The sequence below is a fragment of the Nonomuraea composti genome (assembly GCF_012034275.1).
Taxonomy (GTDB): Bacteria; Actinomycetota; Actinomycetes; order Streptosporangiales; family Streptosporangiaceae; genus Nonomuraea; species Nonomuraea composti.
Genome location: NZ_JAATEP010000027.1, coordinates 1 through 24539 on the forward strand (window position 1 = coordinate 1; position 24539 = coordinate 24539).

Genomic DNA, 24539 nt, shown 5'->3' on the forward strand with positions numbered 1-24539 from the left:
GGCCGCTTCACCCCTGACCTGCGCCTGTGCCGGCGGGTAGGCTCGGGGTGTGACTGGCGAGCAGCGTTCCCCCGAGATCATCTCTCCCGTCCGGCGCATCGGGCGGCGCGAGTTCGATTTCGACCGGCAGGTCGCCGTCATGGCCATCGTCAACCGCACCCCCAACTCCTTCCACGACCAGGGCCGCACGTTCGAGCTCGACCACGCCGTCGCCGCCGCCACCAAGGCCGTGGACGAGGGCGCCGACTGGGTCGACATCGGCGGCTTCGCCTTCAGCGCCGCGCAGGCGAGCATCGGCGTGCAGGAGGAGATCGACCGCGTGGTCCCGGTCATCTCCAAGGTCAGGGGCGCCACCGACGCCGTGATCTCGGTCGACACGCACCGGCCCGAGGTGGCGGCCGCGGCGCTCGAAGCAGGGGCCGACGTCATCAACGACACCAACGGGCTGCGCGAGCCCGGCATGGCCGAGGTCGCCGCCTCGACCGGCGCCTGCGTGGTCGTCACCCACAGCCTCGGCGGGCCGGGCCGGCGGGTCTTCCGGCCGAGCTACACCGACGTGGTCGCCGAGGTGGCGGGCTTCCTGCGGGAGCGGGTCGCGGCCGTCCTCGCCGCCGGCATCGCTCCCGACCGGATCATCATCGACCCCGGGCACGACCTGAACAAGAACACCTTCCACTCCCTGGAGCTGACCCGGCGGCTGGAGGAGATCACCGCCATCGGCCACCCGACGCTGGTCGCGCTGTCCAACAAGGACTTCATCGGGGAGACGCTCGACCGCCCCCAGGGGGAGCGGAAGGAGGGCACGATCGCCGCCAACGTGATCTCCATCCTCAAGGGGGCCCGCATCCTGCGCGTGCACGACGTGGCGGCCACCGTCGCGTCCGTCCGCATGACGGAGGCCGTGCTGGGGTGGCGCGGTCCCGTCGCACCCAGCCACAACCTGGCGTGAGGAGGTTCCGTACGTGACCGAGCGCAAGCCCCTCGGCATGCCCTTCGAGAGCTGGATCGACCGGCAGATCAGGGAGGCGGAGGAGCGGGGGGAGTTCGAGGACCTGCCCGGCAAGGGCAAGCCGCTGCCCGGTGAGGGCAAGCACCTCGACGAGATGTGGTGGATCAAGCAGAAGATCGAGAGCGAGGGGCTGTCGATGCCGCTCCCGCCCACCCTCGCGCTGCGCAAGGAGGCCGAGGAGGCGCTCGCGCAGGCGCGCGGCGCCCGCTCCGAGGCCGAGGCGCGGCGCATCGTCGAGGAGATCAACGGCAAGATCCGCAAGGCGATCCGCACGGGGCTGTCGGGGCCGCCGCTCAACCTCATGCCCTTCGACGCCGACCGGATCGTCTCCGAATGGCGGCGGGCGCGCCGCCCCTGAGCACGGGAAAGGGGCCCGGGCACATGGCCCAGGCCCCTTCCGGTAGCTGAGGGACCCCGGTCAGGAGGGTCCCTCTGGCCGGTCGGGGGCCCGGGTCAGGCGGGTCCCCGACCGGCCGGGTCCCTTCAGTTGATCGGCGGGTACGCGTTGGCCAGGAGCTCCCTGAACTGGGCGGAGAACCACTGGCCCGACAGCGGTGCGCCGCCCTTGGCACCCGACATGTTGTTGCCGTTGAGGCTGTTGCCGGTGTACGTCGGGTCGCACATCCGGTCGAACTTCTTGCCCTCGTCGTTCGGGATGTCGGTGCTGGCGCCGTCGGACTCGCCCGGCGGCTTGATCCAGACGTAGGCGTCCAGGCCGCTGGCGGGAGCGGCGGTGGGACGGGCGCCCATGCCGGCACCGGCCTGGTTGCACCAGTTGCCGGCGTGGATGCGGCGGTCGATGCGCGACTGGTTGACGAAGTCGTCCACGTTGGTCGCCGTGCTCGGGCCGGACGGGCGGGCGCTGCCGCCCCAGCCGTTGCGGGAGGTGTCGATCAGCATGCCGAGCCCGGAGCGGAAGCCCTTGGCGACCAGGGCGTTGCGCAGGGCGACGGCGAAGCTCTGCTCGTCCACGTACCAGTTCCAGTCCACCCACTTGGACTGCCGGACCGAGGTGTTGTTCGGCGGGACCGTGGTGTTGATGGTGAAGTACGGCTCGGTCGTGGCGCCGTAGTTGGCGGTGTTGACGATGAAGCCGTCCACGCTGTCGACGCCCGCGGTGGTGCCGGCGACGGTCTCGTAGAACAGGTTCACGACGGGCTGGAAGTTCGAGTCCCAGCCGAGCCAGGCGTGGTGGCCGGCGTCGATGTAGGTGTAGACGTTCGGGATGGCGTGCAGCTGGTTGAGGGCGTAGCGAACGCCGTCGCGGTAGCCGCCGGTGCCGTTGGCCTCGCGGCACTTCTCGAAGCTGTTGATGTTGGTGACGAGGTTCGGCAGCGAGTCCGGCTCGATGATCGTGACGATGCGCAGGTTCGCGTACGCGGAGTCGCGCATGATGGCCGCGATCGGGTCGATGTACTCGGTCTTGTAGCGGTTGAAGCCGTCCTGCGAGATGAGCAGCTCACCGTTGGAGGCCAGGGCCGAGCAGTCGCGGTTGGGCAGGTCGTAGATGACGATCTGGATGGTCAGCGGCGCGGAGCCGTTGGCGGCGTCCTGCCGGACGGCCTCGTCGAGGTGGGCGCGCAGGCCCATCGAGGAGGAGGAGCCGGCGATGGCGGCGATGCGGTCCATCCACACGGCGGTGGAGGTGTTGGCCACCGCGGAGCCGCCGGGCTCGGCCGCGGCCTTGGCGCTCCAGTTCGGGTTGACGTAGCCGGTGGCGCCGGCGTACGGGTTCTCCACGTGGGTGGGGTTGGTGCCGCCGTCGTCGTCGGCCTCGGTGGCGGTGACCGTGCGGGAGGTCAGGCCGGTCGCGGCGACGGTGAAGGTGCGGCTGCCGTTGGTCGTGTCGGAGTCCTGCGCGGCGGCCAGGGTGACCGTCTGCGGGGTGTTCCAGTTCGACGTGCTGAAGGTCAGCGAGGCGCCGGAGCTGACGGTGATGCTGCTGTCGCCGGTGCCGGCCGTCGTGGTGACGGTCACGCTGGAGGTGGGCTGGGCGGCCAGGCGCGCGGTGAACGTGCCGGTCGAGCCCTCGGGGACGGTCACGGAGGTCGGCGAGACGATGATCGACTGCTCGACGGTGGCGTCGTCGTCCACCTCGGTGGCGTTGACGGTGACGCCCGTGACGCCGGTGCCGCCGACGCTGAAGGCGGCGGTGCCCGCGGTGGTGTCGGAGTCCTGGGCGGCGGCCAGGGTGACGGTCTGCGGGGTGCTCCAGTTGCTCGGGGTGAAGGTGAGCGAGTCGCCGGAGCTGACGGTCAGGTCCGTGTCACCGCTGGTCCGGGCGGTGGTGACGGTGACGTTCGAGCTCGGCGCGGAGGAGAGCCGGGCCGTGAACGTGGCCGTGCCGCCCTCGTTGACGGCCACCGCGCTGGAGGAGGTGATCACGGTGGGGGTGGTCGGGCCGGTGCCGCCGCAGGTGGTGTTGTTGACCTTGAAGGAGGTCGGGTTCGGGTTGGTGCCGGTCCAGGTGCCGTTGAAGCCGATGGAGACCGACGCGCCGGTGGCCAGGCTGCCGTTGTAGGACATGTTGGTCCCGGTCACGGTGGTGCCGGACTGGCTCCAGTTCGCGCCCCAGCCGGACGGGGTGTACTTCTGTCCTGTGGTCGGGTAGTCGAAGGCCAGAGACCACGAGGTGAGGGGGTCGCCGGTGTTCTTCAGCGTGATGTTCGCGGTGAATCCGCCCTGACCAGGGCTGCTCGTCCACGAGTTGGCTGTGTAGGTCACGTCGCAGGCGACGGCGGCGTTGGCGGCTGAGGTCTGTCCGACGACGAGGCCTAAGGCCGCGACACTCGCGGCGGTCATGGTCACGGCCCATTTGCGGAGGCCGCGGTGGAGTCTCACGAGCGATCATCTCCAGTGCTAGATGGCTGGGAGCGCTCCCATGGTGTGCCGCGGCCGGGGCTGTGTAAATCGGCCACGTGTCGAGAAGGTGTCCACCGCCCCGCATGCTCGTTGAATGCCCCGCAACGGGGATGAAACTTTCATCCTGGCCAGCCTGGTGAGAGGAAACACGAGGGTTACCGGGATGCCATTCCGTTGACATACGCCGGAGGGCACCCACAATCCACTTTGGGAGCGCTCCCACACCCCTACTCCCATGGAGACCTCGTGAAGTACAGACCTCCTCTCCTTTTGTCCCGCTTATCGAAACGCCTCGCCGTGGCCACGACCCTTGTCCTCGTCGCGGGCGTGACCTCGGCCGTCGCGGCCGCCCCCGCCCAGGCGGCCGTGGCGTGCGACGTGACGTACGCGGCCAACCAGTGGACGAGCGGCCAGGGCCAGGGCGGCTTCACCGCCAACATCACGCTGAAGAACACCGGCGACCCCGTCACGTCGTGGAACCTGGCTTTCGACTTCCCGACCACGGGCCAGAAGTACACCCCGTCCGGCTGGGGCGCGAACTGGAGCCAGTCCGGCACCCGCGTCACCGCCACCAACATGCCGTGGAACGGCAACCTGGCCACCGGCGCCTCCACCAACATCGGCTTCAACGGCACCTGGACGGGCAGCAACCCCAGCCCCACCTCGTTCAGCGTGAACGGCGTCACCTGCGGCGGCACCGGCACCGCGCCCACCGTGGCGCTCACCTCGCCGACCGCCGGCCAGACGTTCACCGCCCCGGCCACCGTGCCGATCGCGGCCAACGCCTCCGACGCCGACGGCACCGTCAGCAAGGTCGACTTCTACCAGGGCTCCACGCTGCTGGGCACCGACACCTCCTCGCCGTACAGCTACAGCTGGACGAACGTCGCGGCCGGCAGCTACTCGATCACCGCCAAGGCCACCGACAACACCGGCCTGGTCACCACCTCCTCGCCGGTCGGAATCACGGTCTCGCCGGACACGGGCCCCGCGCTCGTCGTCAGCCCGACGACCGTGTCCGTGCCCGAGACGGGCAACGCGAGCTTCGGCGTGAAGCTGTCGCAGGCGCCCTCGGCCAGCGTCACCGTCTCCGTCGCCCGCGCCAGCGGTGACACGGACCTGACGGTCACGCCGTCCTCCAGGACGTTCACCACGTCCAACTGGAACAGCGAGCAGACCTTCACGATCAACGCCGCCGACGACAGTGACACGACCTCCGGCTCGGCCGTCTTCCGCGTCAGCGCGAGCGGCTACACCGCCGTGGACGTCACCGCCAACGAGGCGGACGACGACGTCGGCGGCGACAACGAGTACGTCAAGCGCTTCGTCGAGCTCTACAACGAGATCCACGACCCGGCCAACGGGTACTTCTCGCCCGAGGGCGTGCCGTACCACTCGGTCGAGACCTTCATGGTCGAGGCGCCGGACCACGGGCACGAGACCACGTCCGAGGCCTACAGCTACTACCTGTGGCTGGAGGCGGCCTACGGGCGGGTGACCGGCGACTGGTCGAAGTTCAACACCGCGTGGGCCTCGATGGAGAAGTACATCATCCCGGCCACCGCCGACCAGCCGACGAACTCGTTCTACAACGCCTCGAAGCCGGCGACGTACGCGCCCGAGTCCAACTCGATCAGCGACTACCCGTCGCAGCTCGACTCGAGCGTCAGCGTCGGCACCGACCCGATCGCGAGCGAGCTGCAGAGCGCGTACGGCACCCGCGACATCTACGGCATGCACTGGCTGCTGGACGTCGACAACACCTACGGCTTCGGCCGCTGCGGCGACGGCACCACCAAGCCCGCCTACATCAACACCTACCAGCGCGGCGCGGAGGAGTCGGTCTTCGAGACGATCCCGCAGCCGTCCTGCGACACCTTTAAGCACGGCGGCCCCAACGGCTACCTGGACCTGTTCACCAAGGACGCCTCGTACGCCAAGCAGTGGAAGTACACCAACGCCCCCGACGCCGACGCCCGCGCCGTCCAGGCCGCCTACTGGGCGCTGACCTGGGCCAAGGAGCAGAACAAGGCCGGGGACATCTCCGCCACCGTGGCCAAGGCCGCCAAGATGGGCGATTACCTGCGCTACTCGATGTACGACAAGTACTTCAAGCAGCCCGGCTGCACCAGCCCGTCGTGCCCGGCCGGCACCGGCAAGAACGCCTCCAACTACCTGCTGAGCTGGTACTACGCCTGGGGCGGCGCGACCGACACCAGCGCCGGCTGGGCGTGGCGCATCGGCTCCAGCCACAACCACTCCGGCTACCAGAACCCGCTGGCGGCCTGGGCGCTGTCGAACGTGACCGAGCTGAAGCCGAAGAGCTCCACCGGCGCGACCGACTGGAGCACCAGCCTCACCCGGCAGCTGCAGTTCTACACCTGGCTGCAGTCGGCCGAGGGCGCCATCGCCGGTGGCGCGACCAACAGCTGGGAGGGCCACTACGGCACGCCGCCGTCGAACCTGCCGAAGTTCCACGGCATGACCTACGACTGGCAGCCGGTCTACCACGACCCGCCATCGAACCAGTGGTTCGGCTTCCAGGCGTGGACCATGGACCGGGTGGCGCAGCTCTACTACGCCACCGGCAACACCGACGCCAAGGCGCTGCTCGACAAGTGGGTGGCGTGGGCGCTGGACAACACCACGATCAACGCCGACGGCAGCTACCAGATCCCCTCCACCCTGCGGTGGTCGGGCGCGCCCGCCGGCAACTTCAGCGCCACGACCGGCATGCCGCCGGCCAACCCCGGCCTGCACGTGACGATCGCCGACTACACCACGGACGTGGGCGTCGCCGGCGCGTACGCCAAGGTGCTCATGTACTACGCGGCCAAGGCGAACCACGCCGAGGCGCGTGACACGGCCAAGGCGCTGCTCGACGGCATCTGGAAGAACCGCGACGCCAAGGGCGTCTCGGTGCCGGAGACCAAGACCGACTACAACCGCATCGACGACCCGGTCTACGTGCCGCCGGGCTGGAGCGGCAAGATGCCGAACGGCGACGCCATCAACTCCAGCTCGACCTTCATCTCGATCCGGTCCTTCTACAAGAACGACCCGGACTGGGCGAAGGTGGACGCCTTCCTCAAGGGCACCGGCCCGGCGCCGGTCTTCAACTACCACCGGTTCTGGGCGCAGGTGGACGTCGCCGTCGCCCTGGCCGAGTACGGGCGGCTCTTCCCGTGATCCGTAAAGCAGCACTGATCGCTGCGGCGTCGCTGGTCCTGCCCCTCTCCGTAGGGGCGGGGCCGGCGGCCCACGCGGCGGCGCCCGCCTTCGCCTACGGCGAGGCCCTGCAGAAGTCGCTGTGGTTCTACGAGGCCCAGCAGTCGGGCGCGCTGCCCGGCTGGAACCGCGTCTCCTGGCGCGGGAACTCGGGCATGAACGACGGCAAGGACGTCGGCGTGGACCTCACGGGCGGCTGGTACGACGCGGGCGACCACGTCAAGTTCGGCTTCCCGATGGCGTTCTCCGCCACCATGCTGGCCTGGGGCGCGGTCGAGTACCGCGACGCGTACGCGGGCTCCGGCCAGCTCACCCACCTGCTCAACAACCTCAAGTTCGTCAACGACTACTTCATCAAGGCCCACCCGTCGGCGAACGTGCTCTACGGCCAGGTCGGCAACGGCGGCACGGACCACGCCTGGTGGGGCCCGGCCGAGGCGATGGCGATGAACCGGCCGGCGTACAAGATCGACGCGTCGTGCGGCGGGTCGGACCTGGCGGGCGAGACGGCGGCGGCGATGGCGGCCTCCTCGATCGTCTTCCGCCCGACAAATCCGTCATATGCCGACACGCTGGTGACGCACGCCAAGCAGCTCTACTCCTTCGCCGACACCGTCAGGAAGAAGTACAGCGACTGCATCAGCGACGCCCAGGGCTACTACAACTCCTGGAGCGGCTACAACGACGAGCTGGTGTGGGGCGCGATCTGGCTCTACCGGGCCACGAACGACGCCTCATACCTGGCCAAGGCCGAGAGCGGCTACGCCAACCTGGGCACCGAACCGCAGACCACGACCAAGTCGTACAAGTGGACGATCGCCTGGGACGACAAGTCGTACGGGGCGTACGTGCTGCTGCACAAGCTGACCGGCAAGCAGCAGTACCTCGACGACGCCAACCGCTGGCTCGACTGGTGGACCGTCGGCGTGAACGGCTCCAAGGTGGCGTACTCGCCGGGCGGCCAGGCGGTGCTCGACCGCTGGGGCTCGCTGCGGTACGCGGCCAACACGGCGTTCGCGGCGCTCGTGCACAGCGACACGATCACCGACGCCACGCGCAAGGCCCGCTACCACGACTTCGCGGTGCGGCAGATCAACTACGCGCTCGGTGACAACCCGCGCAACTCGTCGTACCTGATCGGTTTCGGCGCCAACCCGCCGAAGAACCCGCACCACCGCACGGCGCACGGCTCGTGGACCGACCAGATCACCAACCCCGAGCAGACCCGCCACACCCTGTACGGCGCGCTCGTCGGCGGCCCGCCCGACCCGAACGACGCCTACACCGACAAGCGCGACGACTACGTCATGAACGAGGTCGCCACCGACTACAACGCCGGCTTCACCAGCGCGCTCGCCCGCCTCTACAAGGAGTACGGCGGGGCGCCGGCGGCGAACTTCCCGGTGGCGGAGACGCCGGACGGCCCCGAGATCTTCGTCGAGGCCGGAGTGAACGCCTCCGGCACGAACTTCACCGAGATCAAGGCGCTGGTCCGCAACCAGTCGGCCTGGCCCGCGCGGGTCCTGTCCGACGGCTCCTTCCGCTACTACTTCACCCTCGACGGCTCGACGACCGCCTCGCAGATCAGCGTGTCGTCGGCCTACACACAGTGCAAGGCGCCGACGCTGCACCAGGCGAGCGGCAGCACGTACTACGTGGAGATCGACTGCTCCGGGCAGGTCATCGCGCCCGCCGGGCAGTCGCAGCACCGCAGGGAGGTGCAGTTCAGGATCAGCAGCTCGGGGACGTGGGACCCGGCCAACGACTGGTCCTACAAGAACATCCCGACCACGCCGGGCACGACGCCGGTGCGGACGGCGAACATCACCCTCTACAGCGGCGCCACCAAGATCTGGGGTGAGCCGCCAGGTCCGGTGGAAGAGGACACGACCGCGCCCAGCAAGCCGGGCAAGCCCGCCGTCTCGGCGATCACGGGCTCCTCGGCGCGGCTGAGCTGGACCGCCTCCACCGACAACGTCGGCGTCACCGGCTACGACGTCTACCTGGGGTCCACGAAGGTAGGCACGGCCACGACGACGACGTTCGACCTGAGCGGACTCACCCCCGCCACGGACTACACCGCCCACGTGGTGGCCAGGGACGCGGCGGGCAACACCTCGGCGCAGTCCGACGGCACGGCGTTCACCACCACGGGCACCGTGGACGGGACGCCGCCCAGCAAGCCCGGAAAGCCCTCGGTGTCCGGGATCACCGCCACGGGCGCGCGGGTGAGCTGGGCGGCGTCCACGGACGACGTCGGCGTCACCGGCTACGACGTCTACCTCGGGTCCGCCAAGGCGGGCACGGCCACGACGACGTCGCTCGACCTGAGCGGGCTGACGCCCGGCACCGCGTACACGGTGACCGTGGTGGCCAGGGACGCGGCGGGCAACACCTCGGCCGCCTCCGACGGCACCGCGTTCACCACCACCGACGCGCAGGCCGGCGGGTGCACGGCCACCTACAAGGTGACCAGCTCGTGGGGCGGCGCGTACCAGGCGGAGGTGACGGTGAAGAACACCGGCACGTCGGCCACCGGCGGCTGGACGGTCAGCTGGAGCTCCCAGAACTCGATCACGCAGCTCTGGGGCGGCAAGCACACCGTGTCGGGCGGGACCGTGACCGTGAAGAACGAGACATGGAACGGGGCTCTCGCCCCCGGCGCGAGCACCACGTTCGGCTTCATCGCCAACGGCACGTCCACCACCCCCGACCCGATCACCTGCACCCCGTCCTGACCCGAAACTCCGCCCCGCCGCAACAGCGGCGGGGCGGCTCCAACTGAACCGCCCGATCAACAGGTGCGTATGAGGAGGTGAGGCGCTAACCCATCTGATCCCTGCCCCAAAGAACCATCCCCGCCCGGATGGGACGGACGCGGCCGGAACCTCCACCCGGCCGCGTCCGTTTTCTGCCCACCCACCCACTCCACCCGGTCGCGTCCGTTTTTCTGCCCGCCCACCCACTCCACCCGAGCACGTCCGCTTTTCCACCCACCTGCCCACCCAACCGCCCCGCGGAGCGGGAGCGGATGGGCGGAGCGGGCCGGCACCGGTGTACGGGCCGGTTTGTACGGGGCGCCTACTTCGCGGTCGAGGAGACCAGCGCGAAGCGTTCGCGGGCCGCCTCGATCGCCGAGTCGTCCTGGAAGTCCTCGAACGCCAGCTTGTGGTAGCGGGCCGGGATGAGCTGCCTGACCCGGTCCGGGTAGCCGGGCCCGGCCTTGGGCACGCGGACGTCGGGCGGGATGTCGATCTTGACGGCGATCGGCCCGGAGGCGCGGACGGACTCGGCCCAGTCGGGGCTCTCGCCGGTGACCGCGCACATGTGGCGGGCGTAGACCCAGCGCACCTGCACCAGCGAGGTCGCGTCCGGGGGCTCGGTGCCGAAGGGCTCCACGGCGCACACGACGCGGGAGTCGAAGCTGTGGCCGTGGGCGTGGTGCTCGCCGGGTGACGCCTGCTCGAGGATCAGGGTCACCTGGGCGGCGAGCTCCTCGTCGAGCTTGGATGACGGCTGCCTCGCAACGAGAAACGTCACCCCGGCCAGCACGACGCCGGCCAGGGTGACGATCGCCGCGATGCGCCCGCGACGGGTTTTGATCACGGGCTGGTGCAGGTCAGGGTGGGTGCGGTGGTCGGGACGGAGCCGGTCGCGTTGAACCCGAACGTGGTGGACGCGTTCGGCGCGAGCTGGCCGTTGTAGGTGGCGTTCTTGACGCTCACGTTGGGCGGCTGCCCGGTCAGTACGCCGTTCCACGGCGAGCCGTCGAAGCCCTCACCGTTGGCGTAGGTCCATTTGACCGTCCAGCCGTTGATGGCGCTGGAGCCGGTGTTCTTCACGGTCACCTCGCCCTGGAAGTGGCCGGCCCAGCCGGTGCTGGTGGCCTTCCACGTGGCCGTGCAGTCGCCCGGGGGAGGAGGCGTGGGCGTGCCGGTCTGGCCGGGGTCAGGGGTGCTGCCGCCGGGGCCGACGCCGGTGACCTGGCCGTTGCCGCCGTCGAAGGTGACGTCGGAGCAGCTGTAGAAGTTCTCGCTGCTGTCGGAGCGGATCCAGTGCGTGAAGATGATGTGCCGGCCGCTCTTGCCGGAGGGGAGCTGGGCGTTCCAGTAGTAGTAGTTGAGCCCGCCGGGGCCGCCGCTGGCGGGCGGGTTGGTGACGCTGCCGAACAGCTCCAGGTCGGACCACTTGAGCGGCGCGTTCGGGTTCCAGCCGTTCTTGGTGACGTAGTAGTCGAACTTGCCGGGGTGCTGCGCCCAGTTGCTGTGCCGCATCTGGATGCTGGCGCCGGAGGTGAGGTGGGTCAGCGGCCAGTCGGAGCGGACGGCGTTGTAGGCGGTGAAGTCGTAGGGCCCGCCGGTGCCGCCGCTGCAGATCTGCCCGTCGGGGATGAACCCGGAGGTCCGGCCGGCGCCGTCGGAGCGCAGCACCGCGAACCAGTTGTACAGGGGGGTGGCGCCGCTCTGGTTGACCGCGGCGGCACATGCCGGGTTGTAGGGCTGGATCTGGCCGTTCTCACGCAGGCCGTCCTGCCAGCACAGGAACGTGCGGCTGCCGGGGAACATCGAGACCCCGTGCGCCTGTGCCTGTGTGGGCGCCATCAGAACAGAGGTGATCAGGACCAGGACGGCGGTGATCGCCGCCGACTTGAATAACTTCATGTGGGCATTCCCTTGTGCTGACGACAGTGCTGACGACAAAGGAGAACCTGCCCATGACCTGCCCGCCCGGCAGGCGCATTGAATCACGTTCTACCCGGATCCGACAACGTCTGGTGAAACTTTCAGCCGATCTTGGTCATGGTTTCCGCTGGTGGCCAGGCCCGCTCTTGATCGGCGAATGCGTACGTGCTTGCCGCGTTCGTGACCCCCAAGGAGGCTGAAGGCTGGGAGCGCTCCCACTACACTCCCCTGTCAGAGAGGCGGGAGCAACACGCCATGAGGCACGCGCACATCCACCTGATCATCGGGGCCCTGCTCGCCCTGGGCCTGTTCGCCGTCCCGGCGCAGGCCGCCCCGGTGATCTGTGAGAAGTACGGCTCCACCACCGTCCAGAACGGCCGCTACGTCGTCATCAACAACGTCTGGGGCGCCGACACGGCCCAGTGCATCGACGTCAACCAGAGCGGCGGCTTCACCATCACCCAGGCGGCGCACAACAAGCCGACCAACGGCGCCCCCGCGTCGTACCCGGCGATCTACGCCGGCTGCCACTACGCCAACTGCAGCACCGGCAGCGGGCTGCCGATGCAGGCCAGCTCCTCCTCGTTCGGCTCGCTGCGCAGCAGCGTGAGCATGAGCTACCCGAGCAGCGGCACCTGGGACGCCGCCTACGACATCTGGTTCGACCCCACCCCGCGCACCGACGGCCAGAACACCGGCGCGGAGATCATGATCTGGCTCAACAAGCAGGGCTCGATCCAGCCGGTCGGCTCCCAGGTCGGCACCGTCAACCTGGCCGGCGGCACCTGGCAGGTCTGGTTCGGCAACATCGGCTGGAACGTGATCTCGTACGTGCGCACCTCGCCCGCCTCGTCGCTCGACTTCACGATCAACACCTTCTACGCCGACGCGATCAGCCGCGGCTACGCCCAGCGGTCGTGGTACCTGACCAGCGTGCAGGCCGGCTTCGAGCCGTGGGTCGGCGGCGCCGGGCTCGCCGTCAACGCGTTCTCCTTCAGCTCGGGCGGCGGCGGCACCGACGTCACCGCGCCGAGCACTCCTGGCACCCCCACCGCCTCCGGCACCACCTCGACCAGCACCACCCTGACGTGGGGCGCCTCCACCGACTCCGGCGGCACCGGCGTGGCCGGCTACGACATCATGCGCGCCACCGGCGACACCTTCGCCCGGGTCGGCTCCAGCACCACCACCTCCTACACCGACACCGGCCTGAGCCCGTCCACCACCTACCGCTACCGGATCAGGGCCAGGGACGGCGCCGGCAACGTCTCGCCCGACTCGGCCACGGTCACCGTGACCACCCAGGCGGGCGGCGGGAGCGGCGGGAGCTGCGCCGTCACGGCCACCACCCAGAACACCTGGAACAACGGGTACGTCATCCAGCCGGTCACCGTCACCAACCGCGGCACGTCCGCGATGAACGGCTGGACCGTCACGTTCGCGCTGCCGTCCGGGCACACGATCACCGGCATCTGGAACGCCACCTACACCGTCAGCGGCGGCACGGTGACGGTCAAGGGCCTCGCCCACAACGGCGCCCTGGCGGCCGGCGCCAGCACGTCGTTCGGCTACCAGGCCACCCGGCCGGACGGGAACACGCAGGTGCCCAGCGGATACACCTGCGCGTGAGGACTCGCGCGGGCACGCTTTGCGAGGGGCCCGGCCCGCGCGACAGAGGGGTACGGCTGGTGCTGCCGTACCCCTCATCAATCGTGCCGCAGCGCCGTGTCCAGGTCGTCGAGCCGGGCTTCCAGCTCGCTCAGGCAGGCGGGGCTGAGCCGGCCCTCCCTGAGGCGGTCGGAGAGCTTCTGCCGCAGGCTCCTGGTGCCCGCCGACTGCGCCGACGGGCCGTGCCGCGGCGTCACGGCGTTCTGGAGCACCTGCGTGAGGTCGAGCACGACGTCGTCGTCGGTCGCGCCGCACGGGGTGCGCGCCCTGAGCACGGTCGTGAAGCCGGCCGCGGCCTGCTCGACCGTGATCACCGCGTTCGGGGAGCTCTCGATCAGCCTGGCCGTCGGGGACGGTGAGGGCAGCATCGACGGTGACAGCGATGACGGGGCCGGCTGGACGAGCCTGGGCGGCGGCTCCGGAGGCGGCGCCTGCTGGAACCACAGCAGCGCCGACAGCGCCACGGCCGCCGAGCCCGCCACCGTGAGGCCGCGCCGCACGTGGCGGCCCAGCGACGCGGTGCCGAGCACGTTCGTCAGCCCCGAGACGATCTGCGCCGCCGTCGGCCGGTCCTCCGGCTCGTGCGCCAGGCAGCGCTGGCAGAGCGAGGCCAGCGCGTACGGCACGCCCGCCACGCGCGGCGGCGGCTCGGTCCGGTGCGCCGCCTCGATCTCCTCCCACGTCGTCCCCGGGTACGGCGTGCGCCCGGTGAGCATGGTGTGCAGCAGCACGCCGAGGGCGTACACGTCGACGGCCGGATGGGTCGGCGCGCCGAGCAGCCGCTCGGGGGCGACGTAGGGAGGGGTGCCGCGGTCGTCGTCGGGGTCGCCGGCCCACGCCGCGATGCCGAAGTCCAGCAGCTTGGGGCCGTCGGCGGTGAGCAGCACGTTCTCCGCCGTGACGTCCCGGTGCACGAGGCCGCGGGCGTGCCCGGCCATCAGCACGCGGGCCAGCCGCAGCGCGATGGCCGACGCCTCGGGCCACGGCAGCGGCCCCTTCTCGATGCGCTCGGCCAGCGGCGTGCCGTCGAGCAGCGGCATCACGACGTACGCCGCGACGCCGCCGCTCGTGGTGACCGTCTCGCCGTAGTCGTAGATGTCGATGGAGTCGGGGTGGATGAACCTGGCGGCGGCGCGGGCCTCGCTGCGCACGCTGACCCGTTCCTCCGGGTCGGTGTGCAGCGAGGCCGTGAGCACCTTGACCGCGATCATCCGGTGCAGTGACTGGTCGAAGGCACGCCAGATGACCGACATGCCTCCGCGGGCCAGCGGGTCCAGCAACAGATACCTGCGGGCCAGGACGTCCCCAGGCTCAAGCCGACTCACGGATGACCAGTTCCGTCGGGAGTACGGGGTCGATCCCCGCGGCCCCCGTCAGGAGCAGCCGGGTGGCGACCGTGGCGAGCTCCTCGACGGGCTGGCGGATGGTGGTCAGGGCCGGGACGGTGTGCCGGGCGACCGGGGCGTCATCGAACCCGATCACCGCCACGTCCGCCGGCACCTTGCGTCCGGCTCTGCGCAGGGCCTGGATGGCGCCCGCCGCCATGAGGTCGGAGGCGACGAAGACGGCGTCCAGGCCGGGGGCGTGGCGTAACAGCCATTGCATGGCGTGGGTGCCGGAGGCGGCGGTGAAGTCACCGTACGCGACGGGCACGTCGGGCGCTCCGGCCGCCTGGAGGGTGCGGACGAGGCCCTCCAGCCGGTCGCGGGCGCCGGGTAAGGACGGCGGGCCGCCGATGGCGGCCACATTACGGCGGCCCGTCAGGAGGAAATGTTCGGCCGCTTGACGGCCGCCGTCGAGGTTGTCGACGTCGGCGAACGGAAGCTTGAGGTCGTGGGGCGGGCGTCCGATGTTGCGGACGGGGACGCCCGAGGTGGATAACTTGATCGCCAGGGGGTGACGCTCTCGTGCGCCCACGATCAGCACCGCGCCGGATAGGGCGGGCAGCGTGGAGGAGGTGGGGGTGACGGTCGTCACCATGAGGTGGGTGCCGTGCTCGGCTATCACGGCGCCCGCTGCGGACAGGAGCCTGGCGTAGTAGGGCTCGGAGAAGAGCCGGGGTAAGTGATCACAGACGACTGCTGTGACCCCGTCGGCCATGGTCTTGGCGGCCGTTCCCCGGGGAGCGCGTTGTCGGACGTATCCCATACGGGACACGGCGTCGTAGACTTGGCGGCGGGTCGAGGTACTGACCCGCACCGAGCCTGTGAGGACTCGAGATGCGGTCGCGGGGGAAACCCCTGCAGCGGCCGCCACCTGTGCCAGTGTGGGCTGCTCGGTCATGGAGCACCTCGCGGAAAGATCCTGGGAGCGCTCCCACGTTACCAATGTTTCGCCGCTGTTAATAGGGTCTTTGCGCGGAGTGCGTCCGGCAGTCCGGACGCACTCCGAATTTGCTCAGCTAGGGGCACTGGTAACCGTCAGAGGTTTCTGTGCCGGATGTGGATCACGGCATATTGTTGCGCCCGATTTGTCTTATCCGGCGATCAGGAAAACCTTCCTACCCGAGATCCATGGAAATCAAGATCACCCGAAATCGGCGACATCCGCGTCCTCCAGCCGCCCGTCCGTGTCGTCGTCGCCCTCCGGCTCCGACGAGCGCTCCACCGGCTGGCACCCCGTGCCGCAGCCGCCGAAGCGGGAGCTGTTGATCGGCGTGAAGTCCGTCGCCGGAATGCCCTTCAGGGCGGCGATCATGGTGTCCTTCCAGATCGGCCCGGGGATCGAGGCGCCGAAGACCGAGGCGTAGTACCGGCCGCCGATGGTCACGTTGTTCAGCTTGTAGTCCTGCGCGCCGCGCGGGTCGCCGATGCTCACCGCCCCCGCCAGGTCGGGCGTGAACCCGGCGAACCAGGCCGTGGCCTGCGCGTCGGTGGTGCCGGTCTTGCCCGCCGCGGGCCGGCCGATGCCGCCCACGCCCCGCATCGTGCCCTTGGTGAACACGCCGGACAGGATGTTCGCCGCCGCGTCGGCGACCTCCGGGTCGAGCGCCTGCTTGCACTTCGGCTTGAAGTTCGTCACCTTGCCGTTGCGGTCGGTGATCTTGGTGATCGCCATGGGCGCGCAGTACTTGCCGCGCGCGCCGATCGCCGCGTACGCGTTGGCCACCGTCACCGGGTCCATCTCGTTGGTGCCCAACGTGAACGTCTCGAACTCGGTCAGCGGCAACCCGTCGGAGCGCTTGATGCCCAGCGACTTGGCGGTCTTGATCGTGTCACACAGGCCGACGTGCTCCTCCAGCTTCATGAAGAACGTGTTCACCGACCCCCACGTGCCGGTCTGCAGCGACTTGAAGCCGCCGCCGCCCTCGTCGTTGGTGACGGTGTGGCTCGGGTCGCCGATGGGCTGGCCCTTGCAGTTCTTGAAGGTCGAGTAGTACGGGGCACGGTAGCCGCTGCCGACGCTGAACCCGTCGTTGATCTTCATGCCCTCCTCGAGGGCCGTGAGCAGCGTGAACGTCTTGAACGTCGAGCCCGCCTGGAAGCCGACGCCGCCGCCGTGCACGGCGTCCGCCACGACGTTGTACGACATCTCCTTCTTGCGCTTGCTGTTGCCGTATTTGCGGCTGGCGGCCATGGCCTTGATCTGGCCCGTGCCCGGCTGCACCAGCGCCTCGGAGGCGACCGGGTTGTCCGAGGCGAACACGTGCTTCTTGATCGCCTTCTCGGCGGCCTTCTGCATCTTCGGGTCGAGCGTGGTCTGGATCGTCAGCCCGCCCCGGTTCAGGTACTGGCTGCGCGCCTTGGCCGTCTTGCCGAAGTCGGAGTTGCTGAGGATCTCGTTGCGGACGTACATGCAGAAGTACGGGTACGGGCTGGCCTCGCAGCCGCCCGGCAGGGGAGTGCCCTTGTAGCCGAGCGGCTTCTTCTTGGCCTCGGCCGCCTCCTCCGGCGTGATCTTCTTCAGCTCGGCCATCCGGTCGAGCACCACGTTGCGGCGGGAGAGCAGCTTCGCCCGCTGCTTCTTGCCCAGGTTGGGGTCGGTGGCGTTCGGGTCCTGGACGGCGCCGGCCAGCGTCGCGGCCTGCACGAGGTTCAGCTCCGACGCCTTCACGCCGAAGAAGCGCTTGGCCGCGGCCTCGATGCCGTTGGCGTGGGCGCCGAAGTAGGCGATGTTGAGGTACTTCTCCAGGATCTGGTCCTTGGTGTACTTCTCCTCGACCGCCATGGCGTACCGCAGCTCCCTGAGCTTGCGCGCGTAGCTGGCCTCCAGCGCCGCCGCCTGCTCCTCCTTGGTGGTCGCCGAGTTGAGCAGCACCTGCTTGACGTACTGCTGCGTGATGGACGAGCCGCCCTGGGCGATGCCGCCGGAGGTGAAGTTCTTCGCCAGGGCCCGGATGGTGCCCTCGATGTCGATCGCGCCGTGCTCGTAGAAGCGGAAGTCCTCGATCGAGATGATCGCCGTCTTCATGATGGGGGCGACCTGGTCAAGGGTGATCGTCTCGCGGTACTCCTCGTAGAACTGCGCGATCGGGTTGCCCTTGGCGTCCAGGACGGTGGTCTTCTCCGCGAGCGGGGGCTCCTTGAGGTCCTCGGGTTTGATGCCGAGATCCTCCGATGCCGAGACGAACATCGCTCCTGTACCCCCGACCGCGGGCAGCGCGATGGCCGCGGCCACCACACCGGCCGCAGCCGCCGCCGCCGTCAGGCGCGCGACACTCGACAAACGGGAACCCATGCTGGTAAAACCTCCCCATCCTGGCAATATGGTGCATCCTAAACCCGGGCATGACCTGCTCCGTGTAAAGACTTGGACGCCCCGTTGCCCCGGATTGTTCGGGGCTTTTCGCCGGAATCACGGCCATCGACGGGTTCGTGCAGCGTGGGGCACGTGAGACCTGTGGGACTGTTCGAGATTCCGCCAGGCTGAGGCAAAGAAGCGTGTCGCCCGCGCGGCTCCAGGAAGCCCGTCTGGCAACGTCTACCAGGGCATTTTTCTCACTACCTGTTTTTCGCCGTCTTGGTGGAGGGGCTTCATGCGTCGTCGCGTCGCCGGCGACGGCGAGCACGCTGATCGGCTGCTCGCCGCCGCCCGGGCCTGCTGGGGAAACGGTCCGGGCGGTGCCGGCTGCGTCGTGGCGGAGGCGTACGACGAGGACCTGCGGGTCGTGGCGCGCACGCTCACCGTCGCCAGGGTCGTCTGCGGGCTGCTGCAGGCCCGGCTGGCCGTCCTGACCAGGCCGGAGTGGATGCCGCTGGCCCGCGCGTTCGGCGCCGCCCAGGAGCCGCGGCCCGAGGCGCCGCCCGTCGCGCTGGTCACCAGCAGGGCCGAGCCGGCCGTGCCGCGCGAGATCCCCGTCGTGCACGTGCACGGCACCGGGACGCTGCAGGCGTACGCGCTCTTCCCCGACCAGGGGCCGTGCTCGCTCCAGGACGAGCTGCCCGCCAGGATCGGCGCCTTCTTCGAGCGGCACGTCTGGCCGCACCGGGAGCTGATCAGGCCCGGCGCCGAGCGGGTCGCCTGGCGGGCGAGGAGCGGCTACCAGGTCCGTACGGACACCGAGCGCCGCCAGCTTCGCCACCAGGGCTGCGCCCGGCTCGGCCTCGACGCCGACCGGCCCACGATCGCGGTGCTCGGCCACGCGCCGGAGCGGGACGCCGAGCTGTTCGGCGTGACGGCCGCGCTCGCCGCCGCCGACGAGCGCGCCAACTGGCTCTTCACCGACCCCGTGCCCGCCGGCGGCCATCCCCGCATCCGGTGCGTGGGCGGCACGCTGTCCACCACCATGTTGTGGAGCATGGCGGACGCGGGCGTCGCGTTCGGCGACAGCGACCTGCCCGCCTTCGGCATCCCCGTCATCCAGGCCGGCTGGTCGGCGGGCGGGGCCTGCGGGGCCACGCACGTGCCGGGCTCGCCGGAGGAGCACCGGCGGCTGCTCGAAGAGGCCGTCGCCCGGCACGCCAAGGGCGAGTCCCTGCTCGGGCCCGAGCAGCGCGAGCGGGCCCGGCTGTGGATGTGGCTGCGCCGCTGCGGCGCCGACGTGCCCACCCAGCTCCTGGCGCACTGGGAGCAGGGCACCGACTACGCCCGCACGCTCGCCGTGAACCTGCGGCACGTGGAGCCGGGCGCCGACCCCCTCCAGGGGGCGGTGCGGCGGATGTGGGAGCGGCGCGAGCCCCTGCTCACCCGCTTCGACTTCCACGACCAGGGCGCGCTCGCCTGCCTGGGGAACGCCCGATGAGCCTTCCCGGGGAGCGTCCCCTTCGAGAACACCCGTCGCGTCCTTCCGCGGGACGCCCGCCGAGTCCGATGAGCGGCCGCCCGGTGCGGCCCCTTCCCTCCAGGAGCATCCGATGACCAGCTCAGGATCCGCCACCGACCTGGACCAGGTGATCCTTCCCGCCATCCCGCCCGTGCACCTGACCAATGGCCGGATCGCGCCGCTCCAGGTCACCGACCGGCTGCGGCGCGGCAGCCAGATCGTGGGCAGGTTCGAGACCTCCGGGCTGGCCGGGTTCAAGGTCTCGGCGCAGGGCCGGCCGCTGCGGGTGCTGGTGTCGCTGTCGGCCGACGAGCGGTCGGTGAGCGGCTGGCACGAGGGCAACACCGAGCCGGCCACGCTGCCCCGGCTGATCCAGATCCGCTCCCAGGGGCTGCTGCGCCAGTGCGTGCTGCTGCGCGGCAAGAGGGCGCACGCCCGCGTGGCGTTCGACCTGACGCCGGAGGAGATCCCCGACGACGGCCTGATCTGCGTCGAGGCGCTCGACATCACCGAGGGCGACGGCGTCTGCGACGAGGTGCGCCGGGCCGTGTCCGGGCGCGTCGCCCCCGACGGGGTGGCCGGGGTGCGGCTGGACAAGGTCGTGTTCGAGGAGCCGCCGCTGGTGGACTACGACCCCGACACGCTCGACGGGTCGCGCTGCGAGGTGTACTCGCTGATCAGCGCCGGCGGGCTGGCCAACGTCAACCGGCAGGGCGTGCGGGTGCTGCGCTCCGGCATGTTCGTGGTCAACCCGGTGCTGAAGGACCGGTTCGGGTCGAGCGGGCGCGTCACGCTCCGGCTGGGCACCCGGGCCGAGGCGGTCAGTATGATCCCCGCGACGTGGCGGCGGCTCAACAGCGAGCTGCGCTGGCTGCGGCACGCCACGAGGAAGATGCTGCACGCGGCGGCGCCGTCCGTGGAGCGGATCATCAGCATCAGGGACGGCGACCTGGGCGCCCCCGAGCAGGCCGTGCACGGCAACATCACCGAGCTGCACCTGGACAGCCCGGCCGGCTCGCCCCTGCTGGTGCTCCTCGCCCCCTGCCCCGACTCCGTGCCGACCCTGGAGTCCGGCACCGCGCACCAGGATCAGGGGCGCGACCCCGCCGACGGCTAAGATGCGAGGTCATGGGCGACGCCGTTGACAGGATCCTCGATCAGTGGCGCCGCGAGCGGCCCGACCTCGACCTGTCGGCCATGGGCGTCTTCGGCCGGCTGGCCCAGGTCATGCGGCTGATGATGCCGCAGGTCGACCAGGTCTTCACCAGGCGCGGGCTGCGGCAGGGCGAGTTCGACGTGCTGGCCGCGCTGCGCCGGGCCGGGCCGCCGTACACGCTGATCCCCTCCGAGCTGTCCGACGTGCTGATGATGTCGCGCGCCGGCATGACCAACCGGCTCGACCGGCTGGAGGCCGCCGGCCTCGTCGAGCGCAGCCTCGACCCGGCCGACCGGCGCAGCTTCCGCGTCCGGCTGACCGAGGAGGGGCTGCGGCTGATCGACGACGCGCTCACCGAGCACGCCGCCAACCTCGCCCGCCTGGCCGCCCCGCTCACCCCCGAGGACGTCGAGACGCTTTCCGAGCTCATGCGCAAGCTGGTCAACGGTCCTCTTGGTAATCCCGGGAACGACGGTGCCCGATTGACCCGGAAAAGTAGCGATCACCTGTGATAACGCCGCTGAGCGGGCAGGGGATTCATGTGGGCACGAGCGGTTTGCGAATCGAGACGACCCGGCATCTCCCTTGCACGGTCCTGCGCGCCAGCGGCGTGCTCGACCACGACGGGCGCGTCCGCTTCAGTGCCCGCATCAACGACGTGTGGGACTGGTCACCCGGGCCGACCCTCGTGTTCGACCTGGCCGACCTCGACTTCTTCGACTCGTCGGTCATCGGGGTGCTGGGCCTGGCGATGCAGCGGATGGCCGAGGAGGGCAGCGGCCGGATCTTCGTGGTCCGGCCGTCCGACCACCTGCTGTCGGTGCTGCGCCTGACGGACCTGCTGTCGCGCGTGGAGGTGCGCGACAGCGTCGAGGAGACGGTGGCGGAGCTGATGCTGGAGCCGGAGGAGCGCGGCGGGCTCGCCGAGCCCGCCCGGATCCCGCCGCGGCTGACCTCGCGCCTGGACGTGCGGCGGGAATGCGGCTGAGCGGCCGGCGGCCCTCCTACAGGCCGTAGGTCTCCAGGAGGCGCAGCCAGATCTCGCTCACCGTCGGGAACGACGGCACCGCGTGCCAGAGCCGGTCGAGCGGCACCTCGGCCGTCACCGCGATCGTCGCCGCGTGCAGCAGCTCGGCCGCGCCGGGGCCGGCGAAGGTGACACCGAGCAGCACCTTCCTGTCCTCGTCGACGACGGCCCTGGCCTTGCCGCGGTAGCCGTCGCCCAGCAGGTACGCCCCGGTGACCGCCCCCATGTCGTAGTCGACCACGCGCACGCGGAACCCGTCGGCGCGGGCCGCCTCCTCGGTGCGGCCCACCGCGCAGACCTGCGGGTCGGTGAAGACGACCTGGGGCGCGCCGTAGCCGCCCGCCAGGTCGCGCATCGCGGGCAGCTCGTCGCCCCGCGCCCGCGCCGCGATCACGTCGCCGCAGATCCTGGCCTGGTACTTGCCCATGTGCGTCAGCAGCACCCGCCCGTTGACGTCGCCGACGGCGTACAGCCAGCCGCCCTCGACGCCGGTGGCGCGCAGGCTGTCGTCCACCTCGACCGGCCGGTCCTCCGGCAAGCCCACCGAGGCGAGCCCCAGGTTGCGGGTCGCGGGGTGGCGGCCGGTCGCCACCAGCAGCTCGTCGGCCTCCAGCGGTGGCCCCTCCGACAGGTGCACGGTGACCTTCCCGCCGGGCTCGGGCCGCTCGACCCGGACGACGTCGGTGTGGGTGCGCACGTCGATGCCCGCCTCGGCGAACGACTCGGCGAGCAGCTCGCCCGCGAACGGCTCCATGCGGTTGAGCAACCGGCCGCCGCGCACCAGCACCGTGGTCTGGCGGGCGCCGAGCCCGTGCATGGCCTGCGCCATCTCGCAAGCCACCACGCCGCCGCCGATCACGACCAGCCGCTCGGGGATCGCGGTCGCGGCCGTCACCTCGTGGCTGGTCCAGGGGGCCGCCTCGGCCAGGCCGGGCGTGGGCGGGATGGCGGCGGTGCTGCCGGTCGCCAGCACGACGGCCTGGCGGGCGGTCAGCACCCGCTCCGCGCCGTTCTCCCCCGTCACGACGACGCGCTTGGGGCCGTCGAGGCGGCCGCGGCCGCGGACGAACTCGGCCGGGACACCCTCGACCCAGCGCACCTGACCGGCGTCGTCGTAACCGGAGACGGCCTCGTCGCGCCTGGCCAGCACCTTGGCGACATCGATCGGGCCGAGCGACAGGCCGGGCACCCGCGCCACCTCGCCCGCCAGGTCGATCGGCCGCAGCAGCGCCTTGCTCGGCACGCACGCCCAGTAGGAGCACTCGCCGCCGGCCAGCCGCTCCTCGACGATGGCCGCGGTCAGGCCGCCCCGCACGGCGCGGTCCACGACGTTCTCGCCCGCCGGCCCCGCCCCGATGACGATGACATCGAACTCGTCAGCCACCCCTGCCTCCACAAGACTCGTTCGGCTATCGAGAAGATGCTTTCACGGCCGATCGGCGCCCCGCGAACCCGGCCCCGAAGTGCGTGTCACCCCCGCCATTCGCCCTCACGTAGGGGCGGCGTCGAGGTCCGTTAACCCGCGCGCCCTAGCGTGCCCGCATGGCGGATGACTACCCGACTTCGGTGCCGTTCCGGCAGGCGACGGACGGCTACCACACGTTCCGGATCCCGGCGGCCGTGGTGACGCGGGCCGGCACGGTGCTGGCGTTCGCGGAGGGGCGGCGCGGGTCGGCGTCCGACTCCGGGCACATCGACCTGGTGCTCAAGCGGTCGTCCGACGGCGGCCGGACGTGGGGCGGGCTCCAGGTGGTGGCGACGGAGCCGCAGCGGGGCACGGCGGGGAACCCGGCGCCGGTGGTGCTCGACGACGGCCGGATCCTGCTCGTCTTCGTGCGGCAGGGCCCGTCGGCCACCGAGGAGAAGATCCGGCGTGGCCAGGTCCCCGCGGCGGCAGGGCGGCGGGTGTTCGTGCAGGTCAGCGAGGACGACGGGGCCACCTGGTCGGCGCCCAGGGAGATCACCGGGAGCGTGAAGAAGCCCGAGTGGCGGTGGTACGCGACCACGCCCGGGCACGCGGTCCAGCTCCGGCAGGGCGAGCACGCCGGGCGCGTCGTCGTGCCCGCCAACCACTCGCTGCCGCCCAGCGGGCAGGACAACGGCACCGAGGGCAAGTACAACGGCGGCCACGCGCTGCTGAGCGACGACGGCGGGCAGACCTGGCGCATCGGGTACGTCGACGACAACCCCGACGGCTACGTCAACGTGAACGAGACCACCGCCACCGAGCTGCCCGGCGGCCGGCTCTACCTCAACACCCGCACCGACTCCACCGCCCCCGGCACCAGGGCCGACGCCTGCTCGGCCGACGGCGGGCAGACGCTGGAGCTGCCGTTCCGCCCGCAGGCCGGGCTCGCCGGGCCGGTGGTGGAGGGCAGCGTGCTGTGGTGCGACGAGCCGGAGGTGCTGCTGTTCTCGGGGCCCGCGGCGCCCGACGCGCGGGCCCTGATGACCGTGCGCGCCAGCCACGACCACGGCGTCACCTGGCGGGTGGCGCACACGGTGTCGGGGCTGCCCGCCGCCTACTCCGACCTGGTGCGGGTGGACGGCGAGACGGTGGGCCTGCTGTTCGAGACGGGGAACTTCGGCCCGTACGAGAGCATCGCCTTCCGCCGCATCCCCGTCGCGGAGCTGACCGCCCGCTGAGGGAGCCAACGGCCGGCCGGGCGCTGCCGGGAGCCACTGGCCGGCCGGGCGTTGGGGGA

The 24539-nt window shown here is 70.7% G+C and carries 17 protein-coding genes; 10 read left to right on the forward strand and 7 right to left on the reverse strand.

The features are described from left to right. The first annotated feature begins 49 nt into the window (after positions 1-49). Together folP and HCN51_RS32500 are read left to right on the forward strand one after the other, a co-directional pair. Positions 50-949, forward strand: a complete 900-nt coding sequence (gene folP, locus HCN51_RS32495; protein ID WP_346433872.1) for a dihydropteroate synthase — start codon at positions 50-52, stop codon at positions 947-949. A 13-nt stretch (positions 950-962) separates the two neighbouring features. Beyond that, positions 963-1367, forward strand: a complete 405-nt coding sequence (locus tag HCN51_RS32500) for a DnaJ family domain-containing protein (RefSeq protein WP_168014727.1) — start codon at positions 963-965, stop codon at positions 1365-1367. 125 nt (positions 1368-1492) lie between these two features. Here the strand turns inward: HCN51_RS32500 and HCN51_RS61595 are convergent, their stop codons facing one another. Continuing rightward, positions 1493-3850, reverse strand: a complete 2358-nt coding sequence (locus HCN51_RS61595; RefSeq protein WP_428981558.1) for a glycoside hydrolase family 6 protein — start codon at positions 3848-3850, stop codon at positions 1493-1495. Positions 3851-4168: 318 nt separating this feature from the next. On the opposite strand from HCN51_RS61595, the gene HCN51_RS32510 reads away from it, so the two are divergent. Both HCN51_RS32510 and HCN51_RS32515 read left to right on the forward strand, forming a co-directional pair. Continuing rightward, on the forward strand, positions 4169-7060 hold the full coding sequence (locus HCN51_RS32510; RefSeq protein ID WP_346433873.1) for a glycoside hydrolase family 48 protein: 2892 nt from the start codon (positions 4169-4171) through the stop codon (positions 7058-7060). Beyond that, positions 7003-9837 (forward strand): glycoside hydrolase family 9 protein, encoded by a 2835-nt coding sequence (locus HCN51_RS32515; RefSeq protein ID WP_428981559.1) that lies wholly within the window; start codon positions 7003-7005, stop codon positions 9835-9837. Before HCN51_RS32510 ends, HCN51_RS32515 begins: the two co-directional genes overlap by 58 nt. A gap of 343 nt (positions 9838-10180) precedes the next feature. Here the strand turns inward: HCN51_RS32515 and HCN51_RS32520 are convergent, their stop codons facing one another. Together HCN51_RS32520 and HCN51_RS32525 are read right to left on the reverse strand one after the other, a co-directional pair. Next, complete coding sequence (locus HCN51_RS32520) at positions 10181-10705, reverse strand: hypothetical protein (RefSeq protein ID WP_168014731.1); 525 nt, start codon at positions 10703-10705, stop codon at positions 10181-10183. Continuing rightward, complete coding sequence (locus tag HCN51_RS32525; protein ID WP_168014733.1) at positions 10702-11760, reverse strand: lytic polysaccharide monooxygenase; 1059 nt, start codon at positions 11758-11760, stop codon at positions 10702-10704. The genes HCN51_RS32520 and HCN51_RS32525 overlap by 4 nt, the downstream gene beginning before the upstream one ends. Before the next feature lie 276 nt (positions 11761-12036). Between HCN51_RS32525 and HCN51_RS32530 the strand changes: the two genes are divergently transcribed. Then, complete coding sequence (locus HCN51_RS32530; protein ID WP_168014735.1) at positions 12037-13410, forward strand: glycoside hydrolase family 12 protein; 1374 nt, start codon at positions 12037-12039, stop codon at positions 13408-13410. A gap of 77 nt (positions 13411-13487) precedes the next feature. On the opposite strand, the gene HCN51_RS32535 is transcribed toward HCN51_RS32530, so the two are convergent. From HCN51_RS32535 to HCN51_RS32545, 3 genes are all read right to left on the reverse strand, one after another. Then, complete coding sequence (locus HCN51_RS32535) at positions 13488-14774, reverse strand: protein kinase domain-containing protein (protein ID WP_168014737.1); 1287 nt, start codon at positions 14772-14774, stop codon at positions 13488-13490. After that, on the reverse strand, positions 14761-15732 hold the full coding sequence (locus HCN51_RS32540) for a LacI family DNA-binding transcriptional regulator (RefSeq protein ID WP_080044423.1): 972 nt from the start codon (positions 15730-15732) through the stop codon (positions 14761-14763). The genes HCN51_RS32535 and HCN51_RS32540 overlap by 14 nt, the downstream gene beginning before the upstream one ends. A gap of 243 nt (positions 15733-15975) precedes the next feature. Further along, on the reverse strand, positions 15976-18126 hold the full coding sequence (locus HCN51_RS32545) for a transglycosylase domain-containing protein (protein WP_168014739.1): 2151 nt from the start codon (positions 18124-18126) through the stop codon (positions 15976-15978). A 298-nt stretch (positions 18127-18424) separates the two neighbouring features. Between HCN51_RS32545 and HCN51_RS32550 the strand changes: the two genes are divergently transcribed. The 4 genes from HCN51_RS32550 (at position 18425) to HCN51_RS32565 (ending at position 21795) form a co-directional block, all read left to right on the forward strand. Further along, positions 18425-19630, forward strand: coding sequence for a hypothetical protein (locus HCN51_RS32550; protein WP_168014741.1), 1206 nt, complete (start codon positions 18425-18427; stop codon positions 19628-19630). A 112-nt stretch (positions 19631-19742) separates the two neighbouring features. Next, the gene (locus HCN51_RS32555; protein WP_168014743.1) at positions 19743-20768 is read left to right on the forward strand and encodes a hypothetical protein; all 1026 of its coding nucleotides are present in this window, start codon (positions 19743-19745) and stop codon (positions 20766-20768) included. Positions 20769-20779: 11 nt separating this feature from the next. Next, positions 20780-21319, forward strand: a complete 540-nt coding sequence (locus HCN51_RS32560; RefSeq protein WP_168014745.1) for a MarR family winged helix-turn-helix transcriptional regulator — start codon at positions 20780-20782, stop codon at positions 21317-21319. Between the two features lie 44 nt (positions 21320-21363). After that, positions 21364-21795, forward strand: coding sequence for an STAS domain-containing protein (locus tag HCN51_RS32565; RefSeq protein ID WP_168014747.1), 432 nt, complete (start codon positions 21364-21366; stop codon positions 21793-21795). Positions 21796-21811: 16 nt separating this feature from the next. On the opposite strand, the gene HCN51_RS62485 is transcribed toward HCN51_RS32565, so the two are convergent. Next, positions 21812-23218: an FAD-dependent oxidoreductase gene (locus HCN51_RS62485; protein WP_168014749.1), complete on the reverse strand. Its 1407-nt coding sequence runs from the start codon at positions 23216-23218 to the stop codon at positions 21812-21814. A 158-nt stretch (positions 23219-23376) separates the two neighbouring features. Between HCN51_RS62485 and HCN51_RS32575 the strand changes: the two genes are divergently transcribed. Continuing rightward, positions 23377-24480, forward strand: coding sequence for a sialidase family protein (locus HCN51_RS32575; RefSeq protein WP_168014751.1), 1104 nt, complete (start codon positions 23377-23379; stop codon positions 24478-24480). Positions 24481-24539 lie beyond the last annotated feature (59 nt).

Coding starts and splice junctions, on each gene's coding strand:
- HCN51_RS32525 (WP_168014733.1), bottom strand. CDS start 11,760: ATGAAGTTATTCAAGTCGGCGGCGATCACCGCCGTCCTGGTCCTGATC.
- HCN51_RS32530 (WP_168014735.1), top strand. CDS start 12,037: ATGAGGCACGCGCACATCCACCTGATCATCGGGGCCCTGCTCGCCCTG.
- HCN51_RS32540 (WP_080044423.1), bottom strand. CDS start 15,732: ATGACCGAGCAGCCCACACTGGCACAGGTGGCGGCCGCTGCAGGGGTT.
- HCN51_RS32545 (WP_168014739.1), bottom strand. CDS start 18,126: ATGGGTTCCCGTTTGTCGAGTGTCGCGCGCCTGACGGCGGCGGCGGCT.
- HCN51_RS32550 (WP_168014741.1), top strand. CDS start 18,425: ATGCGTCGTCGCGTCGCCGGCGACGGCGAGCACGCTGATCGGCTGCTC.
- HCN51_RS32555 (WP_168014743.1), top strand. CDS start 19,743: ATGACCAGCTCAGGATCCGCCACCGACCTGGACCAGGTGATCCTTCCC.
- HCN51_RS32560 (WP_168014745.1), top strand. CDS start 20,780: ATGGGCGACGCCGTTGACAGGATCCTCGATCAGTGGCGCCGCGAGCGG.
- HCN51_RS32575 (WP_168014751.1), top strand. CDS start 23,377: ATGGCGGATGACTACCCGACTTCGGTGCCGTTCCGGCAGGCGACGGAC.